10 protein-coding genes are annotated in these 16329 nt (G+C 70.6%); 6 read left to right on the forward strand and 4 right to left on the reverse strand.

Going from position 1 to position 16329, the window contains the following annotated elements:
* Positions 1-17 precede the first annotated feature (17 nt).
* On the reverse strand, positions 18-3218 hold the full coding sequence (locus EJC51_RS30725) for a tetratricopeptide repeat protein (protein WP_126274044.1): 3201 nt from the start codon (positions 3216-3218) through the stop codon (positions 18-20).
* 158 nt (positions 3219-3376) lie between these two features.
* On the opposite strand from EJC51_RS30725, the gene EJC51_RS30730 reads away from it, so the two are divergent.
* From EJC51_RS30730 to EJC51_RS30755, 6 genes are all read left to right on the forward strand, one after another.
* Complete coding sequence (locus EJC51_RS30730) at positions 3377-4648, forward strand: recombinase family protein (protein WP_126274045.1); 1272 nt, start codon at positions 3377-3379, stop codon at positions 4646-4648.
* A 49-nt stretch (positions 4649-4697) separates the two neighbouring features.
* Entirely contained in the window at positions 4698-6731 is a 2034-nt protein-coding gene (locus EJC51_RS30735) for a thioredoxin domain-containing protein (protein WP_126274046.1), read from the forward strand.
* Between the two features lie 141 nt (positions 6732-6872).
* Positions 6873-8141, forward strand: a complete 1269-nt coding sequence (locus EJC51_RS30740) for a glycosyltransferase (protein WP_126274047.1) — start codon at positions 6873-6875, stop codon at positions 8139-8141.
* Positions 8138-9748: an ArnT family glycosyltransferase gene (locus tag EJC51_RS30745; protein WP_126274048.1), complete on the forward strand. Its 1611-nt coding sequence runs from the start codon at positions 8138-8140 to the stop codon at positions 9746-9748. Before EJC51_RS30740 ends, EJC51_RS30745 begins: the two co-directional genes overlap by 4 nt.
* Positions 9745-10917: a glycosyltransferase gene (locus EJC51_RS30750; RefSeq protein WP_126274049.1), complete on the forward strand. Its 1173-nt coding sequence runs from the start codon at positions 9745-9747 to the stop codon at positions 10915-10917. Before EJC51_RS30745 ends, EJC51_RS30750 begins: the two co-directional genes overlap by 4 nt.
* The gene (locus EJC51_RS30755; protein WP_126274050.1) at positions 10914-13313 is read left to right on the forward strand and encodes a galactose oxidase family protein; all 2400 of its coding nucleotides are present in this window, start codon (positions 10914-10916) and stop codon (positions 13311-13313) included. Before EJC51_RS30750 ends, EJC51_RS30755 begins: the two co-directional genes overlap by 4 nt.
* Before the next feature lie 22 nt (positions 13314-13335).
* Here EJC51_RS30755 and EJC51_RS30760 read toward each other — a convergent pair whose 3' ends face one another.
* Genes EJC51_RS30760 through EJC51_RS30770 form a run of 3 tightly spaced genes read right to left on the reverse strand, consistent with a single transcriptional unit; the run spans position 13336 to position 16274 of the window.
* Positions 13336-14061 (reverse strand): Mut7-C RNAse domain-containing protein, encoded by a 726-nt coding sequence (locus tag EJC51_RS30760; protein WP_126274051.1) that lies wholly within the window; start codon positions 14059-14061, stop codon positions 13336-13338.
* 33 nt (positions 14062-14094) lie between these two features.
* On the reverse strand, positions 14095-14724 hold the full coding sequence (locus EJC51_RS30765; RefSeq protein WP_126274052.1) for a TetR/AcrR family transcriptional regulator: 630 nt from the start codon (positions 14722-14724) through the stop codon (positions 14095-14097).
* 11 nt (positions 14725-14735) lie between these two features.
* Positions 14736-16274 carry a DHA2 family efflux MFS transporter permease subunit gene (locus EJC51_RS30770; protein ID WP_126274053.1) on the reverse strand — a complete coding sequence of 513 codons (1539 nt, stop codon included), beginning with the start codon at positions 16272-16274 and terminating at the stop codon, positions 14736-14738.
* Positions 16275-16329: the final 55 nt, after the last annotated feature.

Consider the following 16329-nt stretch of genomic DNA (forward strand, 5'->3'; position numbering starts at 1 on the left):
GGTCACCCCGGAGGCGGTCAGCTCCTGGCCGCCACCGCCACCCCCATGACCTCCCGCGCGTGCCGGTTCGGGACCATCCCCAGCCGCCAGGCCTGCCAGCCGGACTCCAGGCTGATGCCCCGCTCCAGAAGCAGCAGATACGCCTCCACGTAGTCGTCCAGCTTCTCGTCCCGGGACGGGTGGCCGGCGCGGGACAGCTGGGACAGCTCCTCCTGCGCCACCGCCGTACCGATCTCCACGCCGCCCGGGGCCGCGTACGGCAGCAGGGTGCAGCGCAGGAAGCGGGCCCAGTCCTCGCCGCGGCGGTCGCCGTACGACGTGAACAGGCCGATCGCCTCGTCGCACAGGGCGAGGGCCTGCGGCGTGCGGGCGTTGCCCGCGTCCACCACCGCCAGCTCCAGGCACGTCCACGCCTCGCCGTGCGCGACGCCGATGCGCTGGAAGTCGGCGCGGGCGTCGACGAGGAGCTGACGGGCGAAGCCGGAGTTGCGCAGGGAACCCGTCTGGGCCGCCCGCTGGTCACGGGTCACGCGCGCCGAGTGGTGCCGGGCGCAGGCCAGGCCGTAGACGTCGCGGATGCGGGAGAACATCGTCCGGGAGCGTTCCAGCTCGCGGACCGCCAGATCCAGGTTGCCGGCCTCCTCCAGTGCCTGGCCCAGGTAGTAGACCGACCAGGCCTCGCCGCGCGCGTCCTCGTTCTCGCGGTGCCGGGACGCCGCCTGGCGCAGACCGTCCACCGCCGGAGAGGGATCGCCGGCGACCAGCCGGGCCCGGGCCAGCTGGGTCAGGGCCCAGGCCTCGCCGCGGGCGTCGCGCGTGCGGCCGTAGAGATCCAGGGCCGTGCGCAGCTCCCGCTCGGCTCTGGGGACGTCGCCCATGCGCAGGCCCAGCTGGCCGAGCTGGAAGTGGGCCCAGGCCTCGCCGTGCACGGACTCGCCCGCGCGATGCAGCACCAGGGACTGGGTGAGCAGATCCATGGCCTCCGACAGGTGCGCGCGGTCGCGTTCCACCGCCGCCAGCGCGTGCATCGTCCAGGCGCGGTCCGTCGCCAGCTCGGGGGCCGCCTGGAGGTCCAGGGCCTCGTGCAGCTTGGCCGCCGCCTCCGTCAGGTTGCCCTGGTGGTGGAGCGTGATGCCGAGGGAGCACAGGGCCCTGGCCGCGCCCGCGTCGTGGTGGGCCTCCATGTACAGGTCGACCACCGAGGTCAGGGTCGTGCGCGCCTTGTCCAGCTCGCCGAGCTGACGGGCCGCGATACCGGTGCGCCACTGGACCGAGCGCACCAGCAGGCCCTGGTCGACGGCCTGGGCCAGCTCGCTGATCTCACCGAGGCGGTAGAGGTCGCCGCGCAGCAGGCAGTAGTCGCACAGGGCGCCCAGCAGGCTCAGCACCGCCGCCTGGTTGACGCCCTCCGCGTGCCGCAGGGTCGAGGTGATGAAGCTCGACTCGTCGTCCAGCCAGCGCAGCGCCTCGTCCAGCGAGGTGAAGCCGTGCGGGCTGAAACGGTCCGAGCGGGTCGACATGTTGCCGTCGACCAGGCGCAGCACGGAATCCGCCAGCTCCGCGTAGTTCACGATGAGACGTTCCTGCGCCGAGGCGCGCTCCGCCGGTTCCTCCTCGTCGAGGAGGCGGGCCTGGGCGAAGGCGCGGACCAGGTCGTGCAGGCGGTAGCGGTCCCCGCGGACATGGTCGAGCAGGCCCGCGCGGGAGAGCGCGACGAGCTGCCGCCTCGCCTCCGCCTGGTCGGTGGCGAGCAGTGCCGCCGCCGCGGCCGCGCCCAGGGACGCCCGGCCCGCCAGCGCCAGGCGGCGCAGCAGGCGGCGAGCCGGGTCCGACTGGTCGGTGTAGCGCAGCCACAGCACCCGCTCGATCGGCTCCACCGGGCCGTACGCGCCCAGGTCCGCGGCCAGTTGACGCGGTGAACGCGGGCCGAGAGCCGAGCCCGCGATGCGCAGCGCGAGCGGCAGACCACCGCACAACTGTCTGATCCGGTCGGCGGATTCGGCGTCGTACGGCCCCGACTTGTCCTGCGCCGTCGCGCTCAGCAGCTCTTCCGCGCCCGCCGGGTCCAGCGCCTCCACCGGCAGATGGTGCACCCAGGCCGGCAGATCGGCGGGCAGCTGCAAAGCGGTGCGGCTCGTGACCAGGACCAGGCTGTCCGAGCGCTCGGGGACGAGGGTGCGGACCTGCTCGGGGTCCGAGGCGTCGTCCAGGACGACCGTCACCGGCAGGCCCGTCAGATGCTGGTGGTACAGCTCGCTCAGCCGCTTGACCTGCTGGTCGGGGGAGGAACGCTCCCGGAACAGCAGCTGCTCGCGGGGCGCGCCGAGCCGGTTCAGCAGGTGCAGCAGGGCGTCGCGGGTGGGCAGCGGCGGCTCCTCCGGGCTGTCGCCGCGCAGGTCCACCACGCACGCGCCGCGGAAGTAGTCCCGCAGATCGTGCGCGGCGTGCAGCGCGAGTGCGGAACGGCCGCTGCCGGACGGACCGTGCAGCACGACCACCGTCGGCCGGGTCTCCGTGCTCGCCCGCGCCGACTGCACCCACTGTCTGATCCGCCCCAGCTCCTGCCGGCGTCCCGCGAACTCCGCGACCGGCTCCGGGAGTTGCCCGAACGACTGCTCCAGCACGCTCCGCCCGCGGGCCGCCGCGCTCTTGTCGGCGCCCTTCAGCCGCGGCCCCGTCTTCTTCGGTCCGGTAGAGGCACTGCGCACCCGCTGCTGATCGAGGAACGGCCGGATGCCCCGCACCTCGAGGGCGGTCAGCCACGACAGCCGCAGCTGTTCGGGCCCGCCCGGCTGACTCGCCGCGCCCGCCTGGTGATGCGCCGCCGGCAGATGCGACCCGGCGACCTTCACCACGGTCGCCGCGGCCCCTACGACACCCACGGCCACCCCGGCACCCAGGGCCGTCCCCGCGCCGGTCCCCAGCGCCAGGTCGGCGACGACGGCCGCCGCGGCGGCGACTCCGGCCACCAGCAGGGGAGTTCCACCGCCCTGCTGCGCGTACCGCTGCCCGAACGTCAGCTGCCCGGCCGCCGCCTCGTCCAGCGCGCGGGTGTAGGCCTCGTACTCCTCGGCGGCCGTCTCGGCCATGGCGTCCAGCGCGCCGCGCGCCCGCGACAGCAGCACACCCCCGTCGATCCGCCCGCCCGACCGCCGCACCTCCTCCTCCACGGCCCGGACCACCAGCCGCTCGGCCTCCACCCGATGGCTGTCCCGCATGTCCCGTCCCCCTCCGGTGACAACTTCTTTGCCTATGAGTGTCCTTCGGCCGAGGCGTGAGCGCGAGAGGGCGGCGATCAACGGATGGGGTCCGGTGACCTTCAGATCGTTCGATCGTTTCTCTGACTGTCGGGCGAACTGTCGAATGGGGAGGAGCGGTGAACGAGCCGATGGGGCTGCTTCCGGTGGCGTCCTATGCGCGGACGTCGGAGGACTTCCGCCGGCGGGACGGTCACGGGGTGCGCCATCAGTTGCGCGTCAACGAGCGGAGCGCTCGCGAGCAGGGATGCCGCGTGGTCCTCGAATACACCGACAACGGCTGTAGCGCCTCGAAGGAGGGGGCGGTGCGTCCCGGATTCGAGCGGTTGGTCGAGGACTTGGCGCGGGGGTGCACCCTGGAGGGGCAGGTGATCGAGGGTGTCGTCTGTGTCGCGGATGACCGGCTGTATCGCCGCGCGGCAGACCTCACCCGCTTTCTTGCCGCTCTGACCTGCCGTCCAGGGCGCGTCTACGTCGATCCGCAAGGCGTTCGGGACCCGTACTCGCAGGAGGGAATTCTGGAGGCCGTGCGATCACTGGAGGCGGCCGAGACGGAGACGCGGGTCAGGAGCCGAAGACTGGCGAACTGGCACTGGGCACGGGCTGTCGAGGGTGTACCGCACAGTGGACCGCGTCCCTTTGGCTGGCAGGAGGACCGGATCACCCTGCACTCCGTCGAGGCGCCACTCGTGGAGCAGGCCATCGCCGAGCGGCTGACCGGAAAGGCCGTACGCGCCATCGCACGCGAGTGGTGCGACCTTGGCGTGCGTGGCACCCGAGGAGGCAGGCCAAACGCGCAGACCGTCACGCAGATCATGACCGCGCCCAGAGTGTGCGGTTACCGGGCCAACCGAGGTTCGCTCCTGTTGGAGCCGGAGACGAGTCGGCCCGTGATCGGTCAGTGGGAGCCCATCGTGGCGCCGGACCAGTGGGCAGCGGTATGCGCGACTTTCGGTGCGGGCAGCTTGTACCTGCACAGGGGAAGTGGGGCTCCGAGACTCACAGAGAAGCGCGCTGCTCCCCGCCACCTTGCCAGCGGCATCCTTCGGTGCGGAGCGAGGCGCAGTGACGGCTCGCTGTGTAACGGCGCTTTGTGCGCTCAGAAGGGGAGAAGCAAGAAGAGCCCCTACGTCTATTCCTGTCGCGAGTGCAGCCGTTGCAGCATCAGCGGACCGCTGGCGGACGAAGCTCTTGAACGGCTGGTGCTCTCTGAAGCGCCCGGGCGGACGCGGCTTCGGGAGGATGCACGTTGCCGCTGGCAGGTCGGCGAGTTGGGACTGGATGAGAAGCGGAAGATCATCACATCCGTCTTGTCCTGCTGCCGTGTCCGGCCTGGTGTCAAGGGAGAGCACGCTTGGGACCACTCTCGCGTGCAGCCTGTCTGGCATTGAGCGTAGGTCCGTCCGCCGGTTCGACGGAGCTCTCGGGCAGGATGGGCACATGCCGAACCGACTGGCCCATGAGACCTCCCCGTACCTTCTCCAGCACGCCGACAACCCTGTCGATTGGTGGCCCTGGTCGGAAGCGGCCTTTGCGGAGGCGCGCGAGCGAGGCGTGCCCGTGCATCTCAGCGTCGGGTATTCCAGCTGCCATTGGTGCCATGTTCTAGCGCGTGAGAGCTTCGAGGACCAGGAGACCGCCGACTACCTCAACGCCCACTTCGTCAACATCAAGGTCGACCGTGAGGAACGCCCCGACGTCGACGCCGTCTACATGGAGGCCGTGCAGGCCGCCACCGGGCAGGGTGGGTGGCCGATGACCGTGTTTCTCACCCCGGACGCCGAGCCCTTCTACTTCGGTACCTACTTCCCGCCCGCGCCCCGGCACGGGATGCCGTCCTTCCGGCAGGTGCTGGAAGGGGTGCGCAGTGCGTGGGCCGATCGGCGGGACGAGGTCACGGAGGTGGCGGAGAAGATCGTGCGGGACCTCGCCGGGCGGGAGATCTCCTACGGCGACTCGCGGGCACCCGGCGAGGAGGAGCTCGCTCAGGCGCTGCTCGGGCTGACGCGGGAGTACGACGCCCAGCGTGGCGGATTCGGCGGGGCGCCGAAGTTCCCGCCGTCCATGGCCGTGGAGTTCCTGTTGCGGCACCACGCCAGGACCGGGTCCGAAGGCGCCTTGCAGATGGCGCGGGACACGTGTGAGCGGATGGCGCGCGGAGGGATCTACGACCAGCTGGGGGGCGGGTTCGCGCGGTACTCCGTCGACCGGGAGTGGGTTGTGCCCCACTTTGAGAAGATGCTCTATGATAATGCCCTTTTGTGCCGTGTCTACGCCCACCTCTGGCGGTCCACCGGCTCCGAGCTCGCCCGCCGCGTCGCCCTGGAGACCGCCGACTTCATGGTGCGTGAACTGCGTACGAACGAGGGCGGGTTCGCCTCCGCGCTGGACGCCGACAGCGACGACGGGAGCGGGAAGCACGTCGAGGGGGCGTACTACGTCTGGACGCCCGCGCAGCTCACCGAGGTGCTGGGCGAGGCGGATGCCGAACTCGCCGCGCAGTACTTCGGGGTGACGGACGAAGGGACCTTCGAGGAAGGCGCCTCCGTACTGCAACTGCCGCAGCACGAGGGCGTGTTCGACGCCGAGAAGGTCGAGTCGGTCCGGCGGCGGCTCCTCGCCGCTCGTGCCGAACGGCCCGCTCCCGGGCGGGACGACAAGGTCGTCGCCGCCTGGAACGGGCTCGCGATCGCCGCGCTGGCCGAGACCGGCGCCTACTTCGACCGCCCCGACCTGGTCGAGGCCGCCGTCGCCGCCGCCGATCTCCTCGTACGGCTGCATCTCGACGAGCAGGCGCGGCTCGCCCGGACCAGCAAGGACGGGCATGTCGGCGCCAACGCGGGGGTGTTGGAGGACTACGCCGATGTCGCGGAGGGGTTCCTGGCGCTCACGGCCGTGACGGGGGAGGGGGTGTGGCTGGAGTTCGCCGGGTTCCTGCTCGACCATGTGCTCGTGCGGTTCGTGGACGAGGAGTCGGGCGCGCTGTACGACACCGCCTCCGACGCCGAGCGGCTCATCCGGCGGCCCCAGGACCCGACCGACAACGCCGTGCCGTCCGGGTGGACCGCCGCCGCGGGGGCGCTGTTGAGCTATGCCGCGCAGACCGGTGCCGAGCCTCATCGCACCGCCGCCGAGCGGGCGTTGGGCGTGGTGAAGGCGCTCGGGCCGCGGGTGCCGCGGTTCATCGGGTGGGGGCTCGCCGTCGCCGAGGCGCTGCTCGACGGGCCGCGGGAGGTCGCCGTCGTGGGGCCCGCCCTCGATGATCCGGCCACAAAGGCCTTGCACCGTACGGCACTTCTGGGGACCGCTCCCGGTGCCGTCGTCGCCGCGGGGGCCGTGGGGAGTGACGAACTCCCGCTGCTGGCGGACCGGCCGCTCGTCGGCGGTGAACCGGCCGCGTACATCTGCCGTAACTTCACTTGTGACGCACCGACGACCGAGGTCGAACGGCTTCGATCAGCCTTGAACGGGTGAAGTCACCACACCCCTACGAAACATAGTATTTATCGGAAGATCCCTCGCACTTCACAGATCACCCATAACCTCTCCACAGTGACGTGGCAGGAGTAACCGGCCTGCCACGACAGGGGGTTTTCGGGATCTGGGGGGATCTTTTTGCTCACGTCTGGCTTCATCGTTGCCGTTTCACTGGCCTTGTTCTGGATGGCGGCGTTCACTCTGTGGTGGCAGATGCACGCGTGGCGTACGCCCGAGGTGCTCGCCTCCACCCGGTTCAGCAGACCGGACGGGGATGAACACGTCTCGTTCTCGCTCCTGCTGCCCGCGCGGCACGAGCAGGCCGTCCTCGACCACACCATCCAGCGCCTGCTGGAATCCAGCCACACCGACTTCGAGATCATCGTCATCGTCGGGCACGACGATCCCGAGACCACGGCGGTGGCCGAAGCGGCCGCCGCGGGCGATCCGCGCGTCCGGGTCGTCGTCGACACCCACGAGAAGAAGAACAAGCCGAAGGCGATGAACACGGCGCTGCCGCACTGCCGCGGCGACGTCGTCGGGGTCTTCGACGCCGAGGACCAGGTCCACCCGGAGCTCCTCGCCCACGTCGACCACGCCTTCCGGACCACCGGGGCCGACGTCGTCCAGGGCGGCGTCCAGCTCATCAACTTCCACTCCAGCTGGTACTCCCTGCGCAACTGCCTGGAGTACTTCTTCTGGTTCCGCTCGCGGCTCCATCTGCACGCGCAGAAGGGGTTCATCCCGCTCGGCGGAAACACCGTCTTCGTCCGCACGGACGTCCTGAGGGACGCCGACGGCTGGGACTCCGAGTGCCTCGCCGAGGACTGCGACCTCGGGGTGCGGCTGTCGTCCATCGGCAAGAAGGTCGTCGTCGCCTACGACTCCGACATGGTCACCCGCGAGGAGACCCCCGGCAGCCTGATGTCCCTGCTCAAGCAGCGCACCCGCTGGAACCAGGGCTTCCTTCAGGTCTACCGCAAGAAGGACTGGAAGCAACTCCCGGGCTTCGGGCAGCGGTTGCTCGCCCGCTACACCCTCATGACCCCGTTCCTCCAGGCCTTCTCCGGCGTGATCATCCCGCTCAACGTGGCGATCGCGCTCTTCCTCGACGTGCCCGTCGGCATCGCCTTCATCACCTTCCTGCCGGCCGTCACGGCACTGGTGACCTTCGTCTTCGAGCTCGTCGGACTGCACGACTTCGGCAAGCAGTACGGCCTGCGGGTGCGCTTCGTGCACTACCTCAAGCTGATCGTGGGTGGCCCCTTCTACCAGGTCCTCCTGGCCGGGGCCGCGATGCGCGCCGTATGGCGTGAGCAACGCGGCCGCAACGACTGGGAGTTGACCAGCCACGTGGGTGCCCACCTCCACAACACGGCGGTTATCCGAGAGGACGTCCCTGCGTGACCTCCACCCTTCCCGTGGTGACCGCTCCGAAGGTCCCCGCGCAGCGAAAGCCTGTGCCTGAAGCGCGTTCGGCCGGCCGAACAAGCCCGTCCAGGCGCCCCGACCTCCTCCTCTGCGGTGCCCTCCTCGTCGCGATCCTCGTCGTGCAGGGCTGGAACATCGCCTCCTACCCGACCCTCAGTGACGACGAGGGCACCTACCTCGCCCAGGCCTGGGCCGTCCAGGAGGGCAAGGGCCTCGCCCACTACACCTACTGGTACGACCACCCGCCGCTCGGCTGGATCCAGCTCGCCCTGCTCACCTGGATACCGAAACTGCTGAGCCCCGACTCGATGACCGTCGGCTCGATGCGGGTCACGATGCTGCTGATCAGCGGCATCAGCGCCGTCCTCGTGTACGTGCTCGGGCGGCGGCTGTCCCTGCCCCGCTGGGCCGCCGGGCTCGGCATGGCCCTGTTCGGGCTCTCCCCGCTCTCCGTCGTCCTCCAGCGGGAGATCTTCCTCGACAACCTCGCGGTGATGTGGACCCTGCTGGCGTTCACCCTCGCCGCGTCCCCGAGCCGCCACCTCTGGCACCACTTCGGCGCGGGCATCGCGGCGGCGACGGCCGTGCTGACCAAGGAGACGATGATCTTCGTCCTCCCGGCGGTCTTCGTCACCATGTGGCGGCACAGCCACCGCGAGACCCGCAAGTTCGCCCTCACCGGCGCCCTCACCGCCTGCACACTGATCGGCCTGGCCTACCCTCTCTTCGCCCTGCTGAAGGGTGAGTTGCTTCCCGGCGGCGGGCACGTCTCGCTGTGGGACGGCATCAAGTACCAGATGACCAGGCCAGGTTCGGGCTTCATCCTCGACGCCGCGTCCGGCTCGCACGGCGTGCTCAGGTCCTGGCTCTACTACGACCGGGTCCTGCCCCTCGGCGGACTCGCGGGCGCGCTCCTGCTCCTCGCCACCTGGCGCTGGTCCGTCACCGCCCGCGCGCTCGCCGGACCCTCGCTGGCCGTGGGCATCCTGGCCCTGGTCGCGATGCGGCCCAGCGGCTACCTGCCCGCGATGTACATCATCCAGGCGCTGCCCTTCCTCGCCCTCGTCCTCGCCGGCGGCACCGCCTCGGTCGCCCACGCCGTCCTCAACCGGATGCGCTGGGTGGGCCGTTACGGCATCGCGGCGGTCCTCGCCGTCGCCGCCTGCGCGTACGTCGTACCGCGCTGGTACGACGGTGACCGCACCGCCGTCACCGCCGAGGCCAACGCCCCCTACCGGGCCGCCGCGCGGTGGATGGCCACCGAGGTGGCGCGGCCCGAGAAGACGCGGGTGCTCGTCGACGACGCGCTCTGGCTGGACCTGGTGCACTCCGGGTACCGGCCCGGGCTCGGCGTCATCTGGTTCTACAAGGCCGACCTCGACCCGGCGGTCACGAAGACGATGCCGCACGGCTGGAAGGACCTCGACTACGTCGTGGCCTCGCCGACCGTGCGACGCGACGCGGTCGACCTGCCCAACGTCAAGGCCGCCATCCAGCACTCCACGCCGGTCGCCGTCTTCGGCACCGGCGCGGACCGGATCGAGATCCGACAGATCCAGAACGCCACCGGAGGTGCCCGATGAGCCACGAGTACACCGCGCCCGTACCGGATCTGACGGCCTCCGAGGTTCCCGAACCGGCCGCCGTCACCATCGTCGTACCGACGTACAACGAGTCCGCGAACGTCCGCGAACTCCTGCACCAGATCACCGAGTCGGTGCCCGGCCGGCTGCCCTGCGAGGTCGTCTTCGTCGACGACTCCACCGACGACACCCCCCAGGTCATCCGCGAGGCCGCGAAGGACTGCCCCTTCCCGGTGACCGTGCTGCACCGGGACGAGCCGGTCGGCGGACTCGGCGGGGCGGTCGTGGAGGGCATGAAGGCGGCGGGCTCGGACTGGATCGTCGTCATGGACGGCGACTGCCAGCATCCGCCGTCCCTGGTACCGGAGTTGGTGGCCACCGGGCAGCGGGCCAACGCCGGGCTCGTCGTCGCCTCCCGTTACATCAAGGGCGGCAGCCGCGCCGGGCTCGCGGGCAGCTACCGGGTGGCCGTCTCCCGCGGGGCGACCTGGCTGACCAAATCCCTCTTCCCGCGCCGGCTGCACGGCATCAGCGACCCGATGAGCGGCTTCTTCGCGATCCGGCGCAGCGACATCACGGCGGAGGTCCTCCAGCCGCTCGGCTACAAGATCCTGCTGGAACTGGCGGTGCGGAACCGGCCGCGCGCGGTCACCGAGGTGCCGTTCGTGTTCCAGGAGCGGTTCGCGGGCGAGTCCAAGTCCACGGCCGAGGAGGGGCGCCGCTTCCTGCGCCACTTGGCCGGACTGCGCACGGCGACCCCGCTGGCCCGCATGATCGTGTTCGGGCTGATCGGGCTCACGGGCTTCGTGCCCAACCTGGTCGCCCTGTGGGCGCTCACGCACGCGGGCCTGCACTATCTGCCCGCCGAGATCGTCGCCAACCAGTTCGGCGTGGCCTGGAACTTCCTCCTCATCGAGAAGGTGCTCTTCCGCGACCGGCGCCGCCACCGGCACTGGGCCGACCGCACGGTCCGGTTCGCGCTGCTCGCCAACGCGGACCTGGTGCTGCGCATCCCGCTGATCGCACTCCTGGTCACGCACTTCGGCCTGTCCGCGCTGCCCGCCACCGCGCTGGCCCTGGTCATCACGTTCGTCCTGCGCTTCGTCGGGACCGAAGCGCTGGTCTATCTCCCGCGTAGAACCCGACGCAACAGGAGCCGCACCGCATGAAGAACCGCCGCAGACCCGCTCTGCTGGGGGTGACCGCCCTCACGGCCGGTCTCCTCCTCGCCACACCGCAACCCGCCTCCGCCGCCAACCTCATCAAGAACCCCGGCTTCGAGACCGCCGGCAGCGGCGACATGCCGTACTGCTGGGAGAAGTCCGGCTGGGGTGACAACGACTTCACGTTCACCACCGTCTCCGGCGCCCACTCCGGCTCCAAGGCCATGAAGGTCGAGCTCACCCGCCGCGTCGAGGGCGACCGCAAGGCGCTGATCACCGAGTCGGCCGAGTGCGCGCCGGGCGTGACGCCGGGCAAGCAGTACGACCTGGGCCTCTGGTACAAGACGACGACCCCGGACGCCGCCATCACCCTCTTCCGGCACGACACCACCGCCGGCTGGCAGTACTGGACGGATCTGAAGACCCTGGACATGGCGGGCAGTTGGACGCAGGCGAGCGTCCGCACCCCCGAGGTCCCCACCGGCACCGACCGGATCACCTGGGGCGTCTCCGTCTACGGCACCGGCTCCGCGACCACCGACGACTACACGATGGAGCAGGTCGCCGACCCGCTCCCGCCGGCGCAGTGCACCGGCACGGCGAACGAGTGCGCCAACGGCCGCTGGGACGTGCTGCCCACGCAGAACCCGGTCCGCTCGATGCACTCCGTCGTCCTCAACAACGGCAAGGTGCTGCTCATCGCGGGCTCCGGCAACAGCGAGGAGCAGTTCAACGCGGGCACCTTCACCTCGGCCGTCTACAACCCGGCCACCGGCACCTACAAGGTCATCCCCACTCCGAAGGACATGTTCTGCGCCGGGCACGTCCAGCTCCAGGACGGGCGGGTGCTGGTGATGAGCGGCAACAAGGCGTACCCGGTCGTCGGCGGTCACGGCTACGAGGGCTTCAAGGACTCGTACATCTTCGACCCGGTCACCGAGACGTACAGCAAGACCAACGACATGAACGACGGCCACTGGTACCCGTCGGCGACCGTCCTCGGCAACGGTGACGTGATCTCCTTCGGCGGGCTGCGCGAGGACTCGACCGGTTCGGTGACGGCCGAGCTGTTCTCCCAGGCGGAGCAGCAGTGGCAGCCGCTGTGGAAGGTCAACCAGACCTGGTCGTACTGGGGTCTGTACCCGTCGATGATCCTGATGCAGGACGGCCGGCTCTTCTACTCGGGCAGCCATGTCTTCGGCAACAACATCCCGGGCACCGGCAGCGCGATCTACGACTACGGCGCCAACACGGTCACCCAGGTGCCCGGCCTCCAGCGGAAGGACGAGCGCGACCAGTCGGCCAGCGTGCTGCTGCCCCCGGCACAGGACCAGCGGGTCCTCACCCTCGGCGGCGGCAACATCGACTCCAACCCGGAGGGCAACCGGCTGACCGACGTCATCGACCTCAAGCAGCCCAACCCGGCGTACGTCGCCGGTCCGCCGCTCCCGCAGGGCACGGTCGACCTCGGCAACGGCCCGCAGCCGGAGACCGGCGACCAGGGCAAGATGTACGTCTCCGCGGTCCTGCTGCCGGACGGCAAGGTGCTGGAGACCGGCGGCGGTCTGCACAACCGGGCCAACCCCGTCCACGAGGCCTCGCTCTACGACCCCGACACCGGCACCTTCGACCCGGTGGCCGCCGACCCCGAGGCCCGCGGCTACCACTCCTCGGCGTTCCTGCTGCCCGACGGCCGGGTCATGGCGACCGGTGACAACCCGGGCAACGGCACCTGGAACCACAACGTGTCGATCTACACGCCGCCGTACCTCCTCAAGGGCACGCGGCCGTCGATCACTTCGGTCATCGACACCGAGTGGACCTACGGCGACACCCAGCGCATCACCGTCGACCGGCCCATCGCCAAGGCCGAGTTGATCCGCCCGGCCGCGGTGACGCACTCCTCCGACCCCAACCAGCGGTTCGTGGACCTGCCGCTGTCGGTGAACGGCAACAACGTCGACCTGAACGTGACGAGCAACCCCAACCTGGCGCCGCCCGGCTGGTACATGCTCTTCGCGGTGGACGCCAACGGGGTGCCGTCGGTGGCCAAGTGGGTCCATCTGCAAGGCCCCGCCGCGCTGAGCGCGACGGACGCCTCGGCCCACGTCCACTCCTTCGCCGACGACCTCTCCGGCAAGGTCACCGGCCCCGGCAAGAAGCGCACCTCGCAGAAGGTCAGCCCGACCGTCTCCGGCTGCGACCGCCACTACGGCTCGCTCAACGTCTGCGTGCCCACGGCGTTCCCGAAGGAGGTGAAGGCGACGACGGCCGCCCGCTGCACCTGGCTGAAGAAGAACGACTACGGCCGCCTGAAGGTCAACGGCAAGGACGACCCGCTGGGCCTGGACCGGAACAAGGACGGGATCGCCTGCGGGAAGGCGGACATCAGGAAGGGGTAGCCCCCAACCGGCTGGGCAGCCCCTAGCCGGCGAACTCTTCGAGGGCGCGTGCCACGATCGCTTCCAGCTGCTCGTGGTGCGCGCCCTTCCAGTACGCCCGCCCGCAGTCCGTGCACTGTGCGAAGACGTCGTACGACCGGTGCGTGCCGCCCGCCAGCTGGTCCGCGACCTCCTCCTTCGTGGCCTCCTTGAGCAGGCCGTTGCAGGCGGTGCAGCGGGTCCAGGGGCGCAGCTCGGGGCGGAAGCGGTCGAGGATGTCGTGGAGCTGCTCCTCGGGGCGGGTGCTGTAGACGTACGCGCCGGCCCACAGTTCGCGGCGCCGCAGCAGCCCCCGGTCGCGGCTGAGCAGGACGCGCCGTTCGGCGGCGGAGAGCGCGGCGAGGGCCGGGTCGCCGAGGTCCGTCGACTCGTACGCCGTGTCCACGCCGAGCAGCCGCAGCCGGCGGGCGAGGGTGCCGAGGTGGACGTCGAGGAGGAAGCGGAGCGGGGCGCCGGGGACCCGCTGGGGCCGGGTGACGGGCCGGACCTCCACCTGGTCGCCCGCCACCGGGACGTACGACGTGGGCACCTCGCGGCCGTCGACCAGCAGCGTCCCGGCCTCGGTCAGCGGGACGCCGAGGGACTCGACGACATGGCCGAGGGTGGAGACGCCGTCGGTGGTGACGGGGGTGGCTCCGGACCGGCGTCCGTGCGGGACGAACAGGGCCAGTCCGGGGGCGACTTCGAGGTGGATCTCCGGTCCGTTCACCCGGCCAGGATGTCACGTCCGACGCCCATGGCCTCAGGTGTTTTTCGTGGTGAGGCCGTTGGCGAGGACGTCCAGGGCGCGGTCGAGGAGTTCGGAGAGATCGTCCTGGAAGTCGTTCTCCGCCCAGTAGCGGGAGATCTCCGCGAGTCCGGCGACCACCGACATCGTGTAGACGCGTACCTCCAGGCTGTCCACGTCGCGCCCGGTGCGTTCCGCGATGCCCTCGGCGAGCATGTGGGAGGCGACCGACATGCTCTCCATCATCCGGGCGCGCACCGTCGGGACCTGGACCATCAGGTGCGCGCGGATCCGGGTGATCTCGGGTTCCCGGTCGTGGCCGAGACGGACGGCCTTGTGCATGATGGCCCGCACGGACTCCGTCCACGGCTCGTCCTTGGGCCGGGCCTTCAGCTCCTCCAGGATGAGCACGTCGTGCTCGTCCGTGAGGACGATGTCCTCCTTGGTGGGGAAGTAGCGGAAGACCGTGGACGGCGACACCTCGGCGCGGTCGGCGATCTGCTCGATCGTGGTGGCGTCGTAGCCCTGCTCCTCGATGAGGGCGTACGTCGCGTCGCGGATCGCCGTCCGGGTCTTGATCTTCTTCCGCTCACGGAGTCCCAGCTGGGGGACGTCCGTGGGCGGAGAGGTACGTGCGGGTGTCATGGAGGCCATTGTCAGGCATCCGCCGGCTCGGGAGCCATCTCCGGGGTGGTCGCGGTCTCCTCGGTCTTCGGGGTCGCGGGCAGGAAGACCGCCGCCAGGAGTGCCGCTACGAGGGCGGCGGCGCCGCAGACCAGCAGGATGACGCCCATGCCGTGGACGTAGGCGCTGTTCGCGGAGGCCAGCAGGTCCGCCGAGCCGGTCTTCTGGGCCACGAGGTGGGCCGCGATCACGGAGTCCCCGGCGGTGTCGGCGGCCTGCGCGGGCAGCCCGGTGACGTCGAGCCGGTCCCGGAAGATGCTCGCGAGCAGGCTGCCGAGGAGGGCGATGCCGATCGCGCCGCCGACCTGGCGCAGGGTGGTCAGGAGGCCGGAGCCGCTGCCGGCGCGGTCGCGGGGCAGGGTGCCGAGGGCGCCGTTCATGGCGGGGATGAGGGAGAGGCCGAAGCCGAGGCCGGTGATCGAGAGCCAGGTCGCGGTGAAGCCGTAGCCGGAGTCAGTGGTGGTGCGGCTGCCGAGGAAGGCGGCGAACGCGAGGACCACCAGGCCGGTGCTGACCGTGGCCCGGGCGCCGAAGCGGGTGACGACCTGCGGCGCGAGCCGGGTGGCGACGAGCAGACCGCCCATCATCGGCAGCAGCCGCACGCCGGTGCCGAGGGCGTCGTTGCCGAGGACGGCCTGGAGGTAGGGCGGCAGGACGAACAGCAGGCCGGACAGGATGAACATCACCAGGGTCGCGGCGAGGGTGTTGAACAGGAACCCGCGGTGGGCGAGCAGGGACATGTCGAGCATCGGCCGGGACTGCCGGCGTTCCCGCAGGACCAGGGCGGTCAGGAGGACGACCGAGCCCGCGAGCATGCCGAGGACCAGCGCGTCGGTCCAGCCCCGGGTGGGGGCCTCGATGATCGCGTAGATCAGGGCGCCGAGGCCGGTCGCGGTGAGCGCGGTGGAGACGGTGTCGACCTTGGGGGAGGCGGGGTCGCGGGTCTCGGGCAGCAGCAGCACGCAGGCGAGGATGCCGATCGCGGCCATCGGGACGTTGATGAGGAAGACCGAGCCCCACCAGAAGTGGTTGAGCAGCCAGCCGCCCATGATCGGGCCGAGCGGCAGGCCGAGCGCGCTGCCGGCGGAGATGATGCCGACGGCCTTGGCGCGCTCGTCGGCGCCGAACAGCGAGGGCAGTACGGAGAGCGCGAGCGGGGTGACCAGGGCACCGCCGACGCCCATCAGGGCCCGGGCGGCGACGACCCAGTTCACGTCGTCGGCGAGGGCGCCCAGCAGGGATGCGGCGAGGAAGATGCCGAGGCCCACGACGAGCATCCGGCGCCGGCCGAACCGGTCGCCGAGGAGTCCGGCGGGGAGCATGAGCGCCGCGAAGACGACGACGTACGCGTCCGCCATCCACTGCTGCTGGCCGGTGGTCGCGCCGAGGTCGGCGGCCATGGTCGGCAGTGCCACGTTGAGGATCGTCATGTCGAAGCCGAGCGTCAGCATGCTCGCGACCAGGGCGCCGAGCGCCCACCAGCGACGGGGGTCTGGAGTGAAGGTGTCCATGAAATGAGAGTAGCTCTCAAAACAGGGTGTCTGTCAATAGGAACCTGATGGCATA

It is taken from the genome of Streptomyces aquilus, assembly GCF_003955715.1.
GTDB lineage: Bacteria > Actinomycetota > Actinomycetes > Streptomycetales > Streptomycetaceae > Streptomyces > Streptomyces aquilus.

What these genes read in the sequence shown, in the direction of transcription:
- EJC51_RS30725 (WP_126274044.1), bottom strand. Translation starts at nt 3,218, where the DNA reads ATGCGGGACAGCCATCGGGTGGAGGCCGAGCGGCTGGTGGTCCGGGCC.
- EJC51_RS30735 (WP_126274046.1), top strand. Translation starts at nt 4,698, where the DNA reads ATGCCGAACCGACTGGCCCATGAGACCTCCCCGTACCTTCTCCAGCAC.
- EJC51_RS30750 (WP_126274049.1), top strand. Translation starts at nt 9,745, where the DNA reads ATGAGCCACGAGTACACCGCGCCCGTACCGGATCTGACGGCCTCCGAG.
- EJC51_RS30755 (WP_126274050.1), top strand. Translation starts at nt 10,914, where the DNA reads ATGAAGAACCGCCGCAGACCCGCTCTGCTGGGGGTGACCGCCCTCACG.
- EJC51_RS30765 (WP_126274052.1), bottom strand. Translation starts at nt 14,724, where the DNA reads ATGACACCCGCACGTACCTCTCCGCCCACGGACGTCCCCCAGCTGGGA.
- EJC51_RS30770 (WP_126274053.1), bottom strand. Translation starts at nt 16,274, where the DNA reads ATGGACACCTTCACTCCAGACCCCCGTCGCTGGTGGGCGCTCGGCGCC.